Origin of the sequence: Actinomadura sp. CNU-125 (assembly GCF_001942465.1) — a bacterium.
GTDB lineage: Bacteria > Actinomycetota > Actinomycetes > Streptosporangiales > Streptosporangiaceae > Spirillospora.
Genome location: NZ_MKJY01000022.1, coordinates 15,209 through 27,988 on the forward strand (window position 1 = coordinate 15,209; position 12,780 = coordinate 27,988).

Annotated in this window: 7 protein-coding genes and 1 pseudogene; 7 read left to right on the forward strand and 1 reads right to left on the reverse strand. The window is 72.2% G+C overall.

Going from position 1 to position 12,780, the window contains the following annotated elements; genetic code table 11:
* Positions 1-113: 113 nt before the first annotated feature.
* Positions 114-1,571, reverse strand: coding sequence for an MFS transporter (locus BJF79_RS03340; protein WP_075894929.1), 1,458 nt, complete (start codon positions 1,569-1,571; stop codon positions 114-116).
* A gap of 446 nt (positions 1,572-2,017) precedes the next feature.
* On the opposite strand from BJF79_RS03340, the gene BJF79_RS03345 reads away from it, so the two are divergent.
* The 7 genes and pseudogenes from BJF79_RS03345 (at position 2,018) to BJF79_RS03370 (ending at position 12,721) form a co-directional block, all read left to right on the forward strand.
* Positions 2,018-3,301 (forward strand): MFS transporter, encoded by a 1,284-nt coding sequence (locus BJF79_RS03345; RefSeq protein ID WP_143219669.1) that lies wholly within the window; start codon positions 2,018-2,020, stop codon positions 3,299-3,301.
* A gap of 443 nt (positions 3,302-3,744) precedes the next feature.
* Positions 3,745-5,552: pseudogene (locus BJF79_RS03350) on the forward strand (family 78 glycoside hydrolase catalytic domain); the annotation flags it as partial.
* A complete protein-coding gene (locus tag BJF79_RS58250; protein ID WP_262401475.1) occupies positions 5,553-6,113 on the forward strand; it encodes an alpha-L-rhamnosidase C-terminal domain-containing protein in 561 nt (186 codons plus the stop codon).
* A 21-nt stretch (positions 6,114-6,134) separates the two neighbouring features.
* Positions 6,135-6,905: an SDR family NAD(P)-dependent oxidoreductase gene (locus tag BJF79_RS03355; RefSeq protein ID WP_075894930.1), complete on the forward strand. Its 771-nt coding sequence runs from the start codon at positions 6,135-6,137 to the stop codon at positions 6,903-6,905.
* A gap of 53 nt (positions 6,906-6,958) precedes the next feature.
* Complete coding sequence (locus tag BJF79_RS03360) at positions 6,959-9,211, forward strand: glycoside hydrolase family 3 C-terminal domain-containing protein (RefSeq protein WP_262401462.1); 2,253 nt, start codon at positions 6,959-6,961, stop codon at positions 9,209-9,211.
* A 76-nt stretch (positions 9,212-9,287) separates the two neighbouring features.
* Entirely contained in the window at positions 9,288-12,179 is a 2,892-nt protein-coding gene (locus BJF79_RS03365; RefSeq protein WP_075894932.1) for a glycosyl hydrolase, read from the forward strand.
* Positions 12,180-12,424: 245 nt separating this feature from the next.
* A complete protein-coding gene (locus tag BJF79_RS03370; protein ID WP_075894933.1) occupies positions 12,425-12,721 on the forward strand; it encodes a hypothetical protein in 297 nt (98 codons plus the stop codon).
* Positions 12,722-12,780: the final 59 nt, after the last annotated feature.

Genomic DNA, 12,780 nt, shown 5'->3' on the forward strand with positions numbered 1-12,780 from the left:
TCCGGGTCGTCGGGTGGTCGGCGGTGGCTGGAGGCGTCGGGGTAGCCGCTCAGCATGTAGGCGTGGACCGCCCAGGCCCGTGTCCGAGGTTCGTCGGGCACGGGCCGAGGCGGTCAGTGTGCGGCCTCGCCGGTCTCGGCCTCCGCCAGCCGCTTCAGCTTGGGGATCGGTGCGACGGCCAGGAGGCCTGCGACCGCGAACCCTGCGGCCAGCCAGAAGCCGTTGGTGAATCCAGAGTCCAGGTAGAACTGGGTGCCCTGCACGACTCTGCCGTCCCGGGTCAGTACGACGAAGATCAGTTGGGTTACGACGGTGAGGAGGGTGCCCTGCAGCATGTTCTGGAGGCCGTTGGCGCGCGCCTGCTCGGCCGGGGACACCACCTCGATGACCATGACGGGGACGAGCGCGACGATCGTGCCGAGGCCGATCGCCGTCACGATGCCGACCGTCATCAACTGCGGCACGGTGTGGTGGAAGTGCGCCGTCAGGCCGTAGCCGACGGCGGCGAACAGGGCGCCGGTCGCGAGGAGGATCCTGCTGTCCAGGCGCCGTGCGAGCCATCCGGTCGCGACCGCGGTCAGGACGATCACGATGCTGGCCGGCGCGCCGATCCAGGCGAGCTTGGTGGCGCTGAACCCCAGGCCGTCGGAGACGGCGGGGATCTTCGGCATCAGCCCCAGCAGCTGGCTGATCGTCCCGGCCGACAGCACGGTGCCGGCGAGCAGCGCCGTCGCCAGGAAGACCGACCAGACGCGGCGGCGGGACAGCATCGAGAGTTCGTAGAGCGGGTGCGCGACGCGGCCCTCGACGATGACGAAGGCGACGATCGCCGCAGCTCCGCCGATGACGAAGGCGAGGAACCCGCTACTGGACCAGCCCCAGTCGCTTCCCTTTCCGACGCCGTAGACGATGGCGGTGATGCCGCCGCCCAGGAGCAGCCCGCCGGCCCAGTCCATCGGCGTGCGCTCTTGCCGGACCGGGCTTTCCGGGACGACGGTCAGCAGGAGCACCAGGCTCACCGCGGACGCCGCGGCGAGGAACCACATGATGCTGCGCCAGCCGTAGCCGTCCAGGAGCCAGCCGGACAGGAAGGGCCCGAACAGGGCGACGAGGCCGACCCCGCCGCCGATCAGCCCGCTGGCGGGCCCGACGAGACGTGAGGGGAACACGTCTCGGGCGATGGCGAACACCAGGGCCGCGATCGGCGCGTAGAACCCGGCGACGCCACGGCCGATCAGAAGTGCGGCGAAGTTCGGTGCGATCGCCGAGATCAAGTCGCCGATCACGCCGAGCACGGTGAGGACGATCATGACCCGCCGCTTGCCGTACAGATCGGCGGCCCTCATCACGAACGGGGTGAAGAACGCTCCGATCAGCGCGCTGACCAGAACGAACCAGGCGATCTGCGTGGTGTGGAAGTGAACGGCGATCTGGGATTGGGCGTTGCCGGCCAGCAGCCCGGTGACCGACAACAGTTGGGCCGGCCATATCAAGGCCACCAGCAGGAGTACGTAGCGACCGGTGAAGCCGTCCTGCTCTGCACCGGGCGGTGGGGATGCGGTTGAGGTCATGGGGGTGGTCCCTCTTCGAAGTGGAATGCGCGGGTGGGGCGGCGGTCCGTGACGGTCGCCGCTCAGGCGTCCCTCTCTGGAGCTGGGGTACTGACACGTGTAAGTAATCGGTGGGCGATGGGGTGGGCGCCGCGTGGGGGCGAGGGCGAAAGGGGAGGCCGCCGACTGGTTCGGCCAAGGGACTTACACGTGTAACTTACGGTGGAGGGGACGATAACAGCGGTGCGGTGTCGTGGCAAGAGTGTGGTGCGGTCCGGGGGGAAGCGGGTTTCGCGGGAGTCGGTGGCCCGGAGCGGTCGGTGGCGAGGCGGCTCTTGCCGCGGGCTGAGCTCGGTGTTACCGTCCTCGCATTCCTAGTTACACGTGTAAGTGTCGTGATCGGCGGTCGTCCGTTCGGCGGGTGCGGCCGGTGGCCGGTCGCGATCGAAGCCACCCCGGAGACCGCGTTGTCCGAACCAGTTCCCCTGCCCTCCGTCGCGACGCGCGAGGCCGACTCCCGCGCGGGTCCGGGTCGCGTCGGCGGCGGGTTCGTCGCGGTCTACGTCGTGGCGTACCTCGCCCTGTACGTCGCGGTCATGACGCCGGTGCTGGCGTCTCTCGCCATTCGCCTCGAGCAGATCGATCCCGCGGGGAAGGAGGCGGCACTCGGGCTGGTGGTCGGGGCGGGGACGTTCGTCGGGCTCGTCTCGGGCCTGGTGGTCGGGGTGCTCAGCGACAACACGGCCTCCCGGATGGGGCGCCGCCGTCCCTGGATGCTGGCCGGCATGCCGGTGCTGGTCGCCGGTGCGGTGCTCGCCGCGGCGTTCGGGTCGGTCGGCGGAGTCCTGGCGGGCTACGTGGTCATGCAACTGGGCCTGAGCATGATCATGTCGCCGCTGACGGCGATCCTGCCGGACCAGGTGCCGGAGGAGCAGCGGGGGAAGGTCGGGGGCCTGCTCGGGTTCACCGCGCAGATCGCGGGGGTGGCCGGGTTCCAGTTCGCGGGCGCATTCGGCGGCTCGACGATGCTGCTCTTCCTGGTGCCGGTACTGGTGGGGTGCGGCGGAGTGCTGCTGCTCGTCATGAGGATGGCCGACCCGCCGCTTCCGAAGGACGCACGCCGGTCCGGCGACCTCGCCGGGCTGGCCCGGAGTCTCGTGTTCGACCCGCGGCGGCACCCCGACTTCGGGTGGGCCTTCGTGGGGCGCTTCCTGATCCAGTTCAGCCTGATGATCCTGTCGACGTATCAGCTGTACTTCCTGACCGACCACCTGGGATATGCGCTGGACGAGGTGACCGGCCTTCTCGCGATCACCGGCGGGGTCGGGCTGGTCATGACCACGGTGGGGGCGGTCGCGAGCGGTTTCCTCTCCGATCGGTTGAGGCGCCGGAAGGCGTTCATCTACGCGGCCGCCGGTCTCTTCATGGCCGGTTTCCTGGTCGTGGCCTCGGCCCCCTCGTTCGCCGGCGTGCTCGTCGGGTCGCTGTTCATCCTCTTCGGCGCCGGGGTGTTCGGGGCCGTGGACCTGGCGCTGGCGACGGACGTCCTGCCGAACCGGGAGCGGGAGGCGGGCAGGTTCATGAGCATCTTCAACATCGCCGGCGCCCTTCCCCAGTCGGCGGCGCCGGTCGTCGCGCCGTTCGTCCTGGCGCTGGGGGGCGGCGGGAACTATCCGCTGCTGTTCGTGTTCGCGGCGGGCGTCGCGATCGTCGGCGGACTGAGCGTCCGGCCGATCAAGGGAGTTCGCTAGCGTGCCACTTACACGTGCTAGTAATCGTGCACACTCCGGCCGGGTTCTGATGAGGGGGACTTCTCGATGACCGCACACGTCAGCACGATCCGTTTCGAGCATTCGCGCGAGCCGCTGGGCGTACGCCGCGCCCGCGCGTGTCGTGGATCGTCGAAGCGGGCGGGGACGGGTGGACGCAGAGCGCCTACGAGATCGAGGCGCGAGGCGACCGGACCCGGGTCGAATCCGGTGAGTCGGTGCTGGTGGCGTGGCCGTTCGCGCCGCTGGCGTCGCGCGAGCGGGCCGTGGTGCGGGTGCGCGTCCAGGGCCCGGACGGGTGGTCGCCGTGGAGCGACGAGGCGCACGTCGAGGCCGGGCTGCTGGAACCGGACGACTGGTCGGCGCGGTTCGTCGGCCCCGGTGAGGGCTCGCTGGTGCGCGGCGAGTTCGGGCTGCGCGGTCCGGTGCGGTCCGCGCGGCTGTACGCGACGGCGCTCGGGGTCTACGAGGCTGAGCTGAACGGGACGGTCGTCGGCGACCACGTGCTCGCCCCGGGCTGGACGGCCTACGAGCATCGGCTGCGCTACCAGACGTTCGACGTCACCGGGCTGCTGCGGGAGGGCGCCAACTGCCTCGGGGCCACGCTCGGCGACGGCTGGTACCGCGGACGGCTCGGCTTCGAGGGCAAGCGCGCGCTGTACGGCGACCGGCTCGCGTGGCTCGCACAGCTCGAAGTCGTCTACGCGGACGGGACGAGCGAGCGGTTCGGCACCGACGCGTCCTGGCGGGCGGCGTCCGGTCCGCTGGTGTCGTCGGACCTGTACGACGGCGAAGTCCACGACGCGCGGCTGGAGCGTCCGGGCTGGTCGTCGCCCGGTCACGACGCCGACGGCTGGTCGCCCGTCGAGGTCGTGGAGCGGGACGCGTCCACGCTCGTCGCACCGACGGGCCCGCCGGTGCGCAGGACCGAGGTCCTGGCGCCCGTGGAGACGAGGAGGACGCCCGACGGCGTCCGGATCGTCGACTTCGGCCAGAACCTGGTCGGCAGGCTGCGGGTCACCGTACGGGGCGACGCCGGGGAGAAGGTCGTGCTGCGGCACGCCGAGGTGCTCCAGGACGGCGAGTTGTGCACGGCCCCGCTGCGCACGGCCCGGGCGACCGACACCTACGTCCTGCGCGGCGGCGCGGACGAGACGTGGGAGCCGCGCTTCACCTTCCACGGGTTCCGGTACGCGGAGATCAGCGGTCCGGTGCGGGACGTCGCCGCCGTGGTGTGCCACTCGGACCTCGAACGCACCGGCTGGTTCACCTGCTCCGACCCGATGGTGGAGCGGCTGCACGAGAACGCCGTCTGGAGCATGCGCGGCAACTTCCTCGACGTGCCCACCGACTGCCCCCAGCGGGACGAGCGCCTCGGCTGGACGGGCGACCTGCAGGTCTTCGCGCCGACGGCGTCGTTCCTGTTCGACAGCGCCGGCCTGCTGACGTCCTGGCTCGCGGACCTGGCCGCCGAGCAGCGGCAGGACGGGCTGGTGCCGTTCGTCGTGCCGAACGTGCCGGGCGCGACCGGCAACGCGGCCGCGGCCTGGGGCGACGCCGCCGTGATCGTGCCCTGGGTGATGTACCGGCGGTACGGCGACGCGGGCGTCCTCGAAGCCCGGTTCGACAGCATGCGCGCGTGGGTCGACCACGTCGCGGGGCTGGCCGGGCCGGACGGGCTCTGGAACAGCGGCTTCCAGTTCGGCGACTGGCTGGACCCCACCGCCCCTCCGGAGCGGCCCGAGCAGGCCAGGACACCGCCCGAGATCGTGGCCACCGCCTACTTCGCCCGGTCGGCCGACCTGCTCTCGCGGGCCGCCGCCGTCCTCGGCCGCGACAAGGACGAAGGCCGCTACCGGGTCCTGGCGTCCCAGGTGCGCCGGGCGTTCCAGGAGGAGTACACCACCGCGTCCGGACGGCTGCTCAGCGACTCGCCCACCTCGTACGCGCTGGCGCTGGAGTTCGCCCTGCTGCCCGGCCCCGAGCAGCGCCGCCGCGCGCGGCGCGGCTCGTCGAGCTGGTGCGCGGAAGCGGCTACACCATCGCCACCGGGTTCGTCGGGACGCCGCTGATCTGCGACGCCCTCACCGAGGCGGGGCATCTCGACGCGGCCTACCGGCTGCTGGCGCAGCGCGACTGCCCGTCGTGGCTCTACCCCGTCACGATGGGCGCCACGACGATCTGGGAGCGGTGGGACAGCCTCCTGCCCGACGGCACCGTGAACCCCAGTGGCATGACGTCCTTCAACCACTACGCGCTGGGCGCCGTCGCCGACTGGCTGCACCGCACGGTGGCCGGGCTCGCCCCGGCCGCGCCCGGCTACCGGGAGATCGAGATCCGTCCCCGGCCCGGCGGAGGACTGACCCACGCGGGCGCCCGGCTGCGCACGCCCTACGGGGCCGCCGAGTGCTCCTGGCGGATCGGGAACGGACGCCTCGACGTGACGGCCGTCGTCCCCGCGAACGTCACCGCGCACGTGGCCCTGCCGGGCGCCGACCGGTTCACCGTCGGCTCGGGCGCGCACCGCTGGGACGTCCCGTACACCGCCGACGGGGACGACGCGGCGCCGCTCACCCTCGACAGCACCCTCGCGGAGGTCGCCGACCGGTCCGGCGCCCGGCAGGTCCTCGGCGACGCGATCGTCCGGCGGATGCCGGAACTCGCCGGGCACGTCGAGGCGGGACTGGGCGCCGTCCAGCAGAACATGACCGTCCGCGAGGCGATCGCCATGATCCCCGGCGGCGGCGACGACCTGCCCGCCGACATCGAGGCCGGCTTCGCCCGGCTCGGCTGACCGAGAGAGAAGAGGAACACCATGATGCGACTCGCCGACCGGCGCGTCCTGATCACGGGGGCTGGCTCCGGCATCGGCCGGGCCACCGCGCTGCGGCTGCTCGCCGAAGGCGCCCGCGTGGTGGCCGGCGACATCGCCGAGGACGGGCTGAAGGAGACCGCCGCGCTGGCCGCGGAGGCCGGCACGGCCGACCGGCTCACCGTCACGCCCGTCGACATCGCCGACGAGGCGGCGGTCGGCACGGCCGTCGCGGCGGCGGTCACGGGCCTCGGCGGCTTGGACGCGCTCGTCAACACGGCGGGCATGCTGCGCGGCGCGCACACCCACGAATGCTCGCTGGAGCTGTGGAACCGGGTCATCGGGGTGAACCTCACCGGAACCTTCCTGATGACGAGGGCCGCGCTGCCCGCGCTGCTGGAGTCCGGGCGGGGCGTGGTGGTGAACTTCAGCTCCACCTCGGCGTTCTTCGCCCACCCGTTCATGGCGGCCTACTCGGCGAGCAAAGGCGGCATCGCCTCCTTCACGCACAGCCTCGCGCTCGAGTACTCCAAGCAGGGCCTGCGGGCCGTGAACATCGTGCCGGGCGGCATCAGCAGCGGCATCACCGACAACATCGCCGACCTGGTGCCCGCGGACGTCGACTGGAACCTCTTCCTGAAGCTGTCCCCGGCGATCGGCGACGGCATGCCCGGCCCGGAGAACGTCGCCGGGGTCGTGGCGATGCTCGTCTCCGACGACGGCGCGTTCGTCACCGGCACCGAGATCCGCGTCGACGGCGGCGCCCACCAGTGACTCCGCCGCCCCGGGCGGACCGCCCCGCAACCGACATGAAAGGAACCGCGAACGTGCCGCGAACCGACCCCGCCGACCTCCCCCTGGAGCGGAAGGCGGCCCTGCTGTCAGGGCGCGACTTCTGGAGCACGGAGCCGGTGGACGAGGCGGACGTCCCCTCGATCGTCCTGTCCGACGGACCGCACGGCATCCGCCTCCAGAAGGGGGAGGCCGACCACATGGGCGTCCACGCGAGCCTCCCGGCCACGTGCTTCCCGCCCGCCGTCGCCATCGGTTCGAGCTGGGACGTCGAGGCGGCGGCGCGCCTGGGCGCCGCGATCGGCCGCGAGGCACGGGCGCTGGGCGTGGACGTGGTCCTCGGCCCGGGCGTGAACATCAAGCGCTCGCCGCTGTGCGGGCGCAACTTCGAGTACTACTCCGAGGACCCGCTGCTGTCCGGGGTGCTCGCCGCCGCGCACGTCGACGCACTGCAGGGCGAGGGGCCGGGGGCGTCGGTGAAGCACTTCGCGGCCAACGACCAGGAGACCGACCGGATGCGCGTCAGCGCGGACGTCGACGAGCGCACCCTGCGCGAGATCCACCTGTCCGCGTTCGAACGCGTCGTCACCGACGCCCGCCCCGCGACGGTGATGTCGTCCTACAACCGGATCAACGGCGTGCCCGCCTCGCAGAACCGGTGGCTGCTCACCGAGGTGCTGCGGGAGGAGTGGGGGTTCGGCGGGGCCGTGGTCTCCGACTGGGGCGGCGTCTACGACCGGGTCGCCGCGCTGGCCGCCGGGCTCGACCTGCAGATGCCCGGGGACGGCGGCGACGGCGACGCGGCGGTCGTCCGCGCCGTCCGCTCCGGTGAACTGGACGAGGCCGCCGTGGACGCGAGCGCCCGCCGCGTCGCGGACCTGACCGGTCGCCGGGCGCGGGAGAAGAGAGCCTTCGACACCGACGCCCACCACGTCCTCGCCAGGGAACTCGCGGCGTCCTGCGCCGTGCTGCTGAAGAACGACGGCGCCGTCCTGCCCATCGGCGCGGACGTGCGGCGCATCGCCGTCATCGGCGAGTTCGCCGCCGTGCCGCGCTACCAGGGCAGCGGCAGTTCCCACATCAACCCGACCCGCGTCGACGTTCCGCTGGAGGCCATCGAGGCGCTGGCCGCCGACCGCGGCCAGGACGTGACCTATGCGCGCGGGTTCGCGCTCGACGGCGACGGCGACGGGACGGGCCTGCGGCAGGAGGCCGTCCGGGCGGCGGGGGAGTCCGACATCGCGGTCGTCTTCCTCGGCCCCGTCAAGGACGCCTCCGAGGGCTTCGACCGCGCGGACATCGACCTGCCCGCCGAGCAGGTCGGACTCGTCCGCGCCGTGGCGGCCGCCGCCCCGCGGACCGCGGTGGTGCTGTCGAACGGCGGGGTGGTCTCCCTGGAGGGCTTCCACGACGACGTCGACGCGATCCTCGAAGGCTGGCTGCTCGGCCAGGCCGGGGGAGGGGCCGTCGCCGACCTGCTGTTCGGCGTCGCCGTCCCGTCCGGCCGGCTGGCCGAGACGATCCCGCTGCGCCTGCAGGACACCCCGAGCCACCTGAACTTCCCCGGCGAGCAGGGGCACGTCCGGTACGGCGAGGGCGTCATGGTCGGCTACCGGTACTACGAGACGGCCGACCGCGCGGTCCGCTACCCGTTCGGCCACGGCCTGAGCTACACCACGTTCGCGACCGGCGACATGGACGTCGCCATGACCGGCGAGGACACCGCCACCGCCACCGTGACCGTGACCAACACGGGCGAACGGGCTGGCGGGCACGTCGTGCAGGTCTACGTCGCCACGACCGCCGGGCCGGTGCGCCGGCCCGCCCGGGAACTGCGCGCCTTCACGAAGGTCTTCCTCGAGCCCGGCGAGTCGCGGACGGTCGAGCTCCCGCTCGACCGGCGCGCGTTCGCGTACTACGACGTCGAACTCGGCCGCTGGGCGGTCGCGCCCGGCGACTACACGGTGCAGATCGGTGAGAACGCGGCCCGCGTCGTCGCCGAACGGACGATCGCCCTCGCAGGCGACACGGTCGCGACGTCCCTGTCCCTGGACTCCCCGGTCGCCGAATGGTTCGGCCACCCGGTCGTGGGCCCCGTCCTCACCCGGAGCATCGGCGAGGGCATGACCGACGAGCAGCGGCGGGAGTCCGAGAAGCATGCCGACATGCTCGACATGGTCGCCTCGCTGCCGATGCGGCAGTTCCTGGCGTTCGTCAGCGTCTCCGCTGCGGACATCGAGGCGATGATCGAGCTCAGCGAGCAGGCCCCGACGCCCGCCCCGGCCTGACGCACCGCCGTGGCCCGTCGCGTGTTCCGCGCCAGGTCATGGCACCCCACCCCCCACCCGCACACCAGGAGTCCCCATGCCCCCCACCCCACGCAGACGCTGCGCGCCGCCGTCGATGGCGCTGCTGACGGCGATGGCCGTCGTCGTGGTGCCCGGCGCCGCCGCGGCCGCACCGCCGTCCCCCTTCGGTGCCGCCTTCGCCCGCCAGTTCGCCGACCCGCCCGCCGACGCGCGGCCGAAGATCCGCTACTGGTGGGCGTGCGGGCAGATCGAGCCGGAGGAGATCGAGACCGAGATCAAGGCGATCGCCGACCGCGGGTTCGCCGCGGTCGAGATCGCCTGCATGTTCAGCACGGACCCCGGTCGGTACGGCTGGGGCGGCCCGGTCCTCACCGACCGGCTCCGGCGGGCCGTCGAGGCCGGCCGGCGGCACGGTGTCCGCGTCGACCTCACCGTGGGACCGTCCTGGCCGCTGGCCGTTCCCGGCCTGACCCCGGACGATCCGCGGGCCGCGCAGGAAATCGCCTACGGGCGGGCGGTCGTGAAGGGCGGCGCCGCTTACGACGGCCCGGTGCCTGCGGCACCGGAACCGAAAACGGGGGTCACCAAGCAGACGCTGGTGGCGGCGCAGGCGGTCCCTGCGCGAAGGAATGACACCGGGACCAAGCCCGTCGAACTGGAGAAAGACTCCCTGATCGACCTGACCGGGTCGGTCCGCGACGGCCGGATCGCCTGGACAGCGCCGGACGGCGGCGAGTGGCTGCTGTTCGGCTACTGGCAGCGCGGCACCGGGCAGGCGCCCGTCTCCGGGCAGTCGGTGTCGGAGCGGGCTGCCCACGTCGTCGACCACTTCGGCGTGGGCGGGGCCGAGGCGGCGACGGGCTTCCTCGACGCGAACGTCCTGACGCCGGAACTGCGGCGCCTGCTGAAGCGCAACGGCGGCGACCTGTTCGAGGACTCCCTGGAACTCGACTCGGCGCAGCACTGGACCTGGGACCTGACGAGCCGTTTCCGTGAACTGCGGGGCTACTCCCTGCGCGACAACCTGCCGGTGCTGTTCATCGAGGACATCCATCGCCAGTACACGTCCGTCACGCCGGAGGACGAGCCCGACTTCACGTTCGGCGACGGCAGCGGCGAGCGTGTCCGCGACGACTACTACCGCACGCTGACCGACCTCTACATCGACGCGCACGTCCGTCCCCTGCGGAAGTGGGCGCACTCGCGGGGACTGAGCTACCGCGCCCAGCCCTACGGCACGACGGTCGACACCCCGACGATCGACGCGGCCGTCGACGTTCCGGAGACCGAGTCGCTCGGAGGCGGCGGGGGTTACACCGACGAGCCGTCCCGCTGGATCGCCGACGGCGCCGTCCACCTCGGCGGCAAGAAGGTGTACTCGCTGGAGTGCTGCGCCGCCTACGACCATGCCTACGCGCAGACCTGGCCGCAGATGCTGGGGCACTTCAACACGGCCTTCGCGCACGGCGTCAACCAGGTCGTCTTCCACGGGTTCGCCAACGAGGGCGCGCTGGGATCGCCGTGGCCGGGTTTCTCTCCGTTCACCATGCAGACCGGCGGGAACGGCTTTTCCGAGGCATGGGGCCCGCGGCAACCGACCTGGGACGACACCGGCACGATCACCGACTGGACGGCGCGCATGCAGTACGTGCTGCGCCGGGGCCGTCCCTCGGTCGACCTCGCCGTCTACCGGCATGAGTACGGCGCCGAAGTGCAGGTGCCGAACACGACAGGGTTCACGCACGACTATGTCGGCCCCGACCAGCTGGACGGGACACGGGTGCGGGGCCGCCGGCTCGCCCCGGACGGGCCCGCCTACCGCGCGCTGATCCTCCAACAGCAGGAGACGCTCCCGGTGGAGACCGCGCGGCTGCTGCTCCGGCACGCGCAACGCGGCCTGCCGATCGTGATCGTCGGCGACCCGCCGTCTCGGACGCCCGGCGCCCACGATGCGGCCCGGCAGGACGCCGAACTGGCACGGATCGTCCAGCGGCTCCTCGCGCAGCCCTCCGTCCGTCGCGTTCCCGACCGCGGTGCGCTGCCCGGGACGCTGCGCGGCCTCGGCGTGCGCCCGTCGGCGGAGACCGGCGCGGCGTCCGGCCTGCTCACCGTCCGGCGCGACCTGGACCAGGGGCGCCTGTACTACCTCCACAACCCGACCTCGAAGGCGATCACGGCTCCGGTGGCGCTGGAAGGCGATGGCCGTCCCTACGAACTCGACGCGTGGACCGGCGAGATCACCCCGGTCGGCCGGTACCGGGTCTCCGGCGGAAGGACGACCGTGCAGGCCGACCTGGCCCCGGGCGGCTCCACCGTGATCGCGCTGGCCGGGCGCCCCGGCGGTCACGTCACCGCGACGTCCGCCGGCGACGTGGTCATGCGGAACGGCCGTCCGCAACTGCGTGCGACCGAATCCGGCGTCCACACGGTGACCTTCGACGACGGTGAGCAGGTCCGCGTGGACGTGCCGGAAGTCGACCAGCCCGTGCGACTGGACGACTGGACGTTGGCGGTCGACGACTGGCATCGGGGCGCCGACGGCTCCCGGGAGATCACCCGGCACGAGATGCGACTCGACCCGCTGCGGCCCTGGTCGCGCATCCCCGAACTCCAGGACGTCTCCGGCGTGGGCACGTACACGACGACGGTGCGTCTCGACGACGCCGACGGCGCCCGCCTCGACCTCGGCGAGGTCACCGACACCTTCACCGTGCGCGTGAACGGACGTGTGATCCCGCCGTCCGACCAGGTCACCGGACGGGTCGACCTCTCCGGCCACCTGCGACCCGGCGAGAACACGATCACGGTCCGGGTCGCGACGCCGCTCCGCAACCGGCTCCGCGTCACCCCCGGGTTCCCCGGCCAGGCGCAGCAGGCCCGCCAGGACTACGGGCTCATCGGCCCCGTCCGCCTCGTCCCCTACCGCCAGATTCCGATCCAGGACTGACGACCGCATCTGGGAAACGGGCACTTTCAGCCCCCGGGTTAAACTCCCGGGGGCTGAAAGTGCTGCGTTCACAAGAATGGAATATCTGGGGAAAATCCTTTTTGAGTGACATCTTAAAAACGCTCGGAAAGGATGTTTCATTGACGCTACTACTGGCCGGTAGGGAAAATCTCTCCTTCTCCTCTGGAGCCCTTCCATGACCATTTCCCGCCCTCGGCGGCTCGCGGCTGCGGGGTAAGGAGGGCGTGCCTCCCCAGTTCGACGCCCTCGGGCCCGGCGCCGACCTGGTCACCCTCACGATCGGCGGCAACGACGCGGAGTTCATGACGTCCATCGGCACCTGCGCGTTGACCGAGGAACGCGCCGCGGCCGCCGACGCCATGGCGGTCGACCCGTACGAGGCGAGCACCGGGCATGACGCGTGCAAGGGCGCGAACGTCCGCTGGACCGAACCGACCCTCGGCGGAACCGCCCCGGCCCACCCCAACGCCGCGGGGATGGCCGCGATGGCCGAGCTCATCGAAGCCGAACTGAACCGCTGACCGGCCCCCGCCTCGGCCCGGCCGAGGAGAACCGGCATCAACTGCGCATGCATCGATGC

Coding starts and splice junctions, on each gene's coding strand:
- BJF79_RS03365 (WP_075894932.1), top strand. CDS start 9,288: ATGCCCCCCACCCCACGCAGACGCTGCGCGCCGCCGTCGATGGCGCTG.
- BJF79_RS58250 (WP_262401475.1), top strand. CDS start 5,553: ATGACGTCCTTCAACCACTACGCGCTGGGCGCCGTCGCCGACTGGCTG.
- BJF79_RS03340 (WP_075894929.1), bottom strand. CDS start 1,571: ATGACCTCAACCGCATCCCCACCGCCCGGTGCAGAGCAGGACGGCTTC.
- BJF79_RS03355 (WP_075894930.1), top strand. CDS start 6,135: ATGATGCGACTCGCCGACCGGCGCGTCCTGATCACGGGGGCTGGCTCC.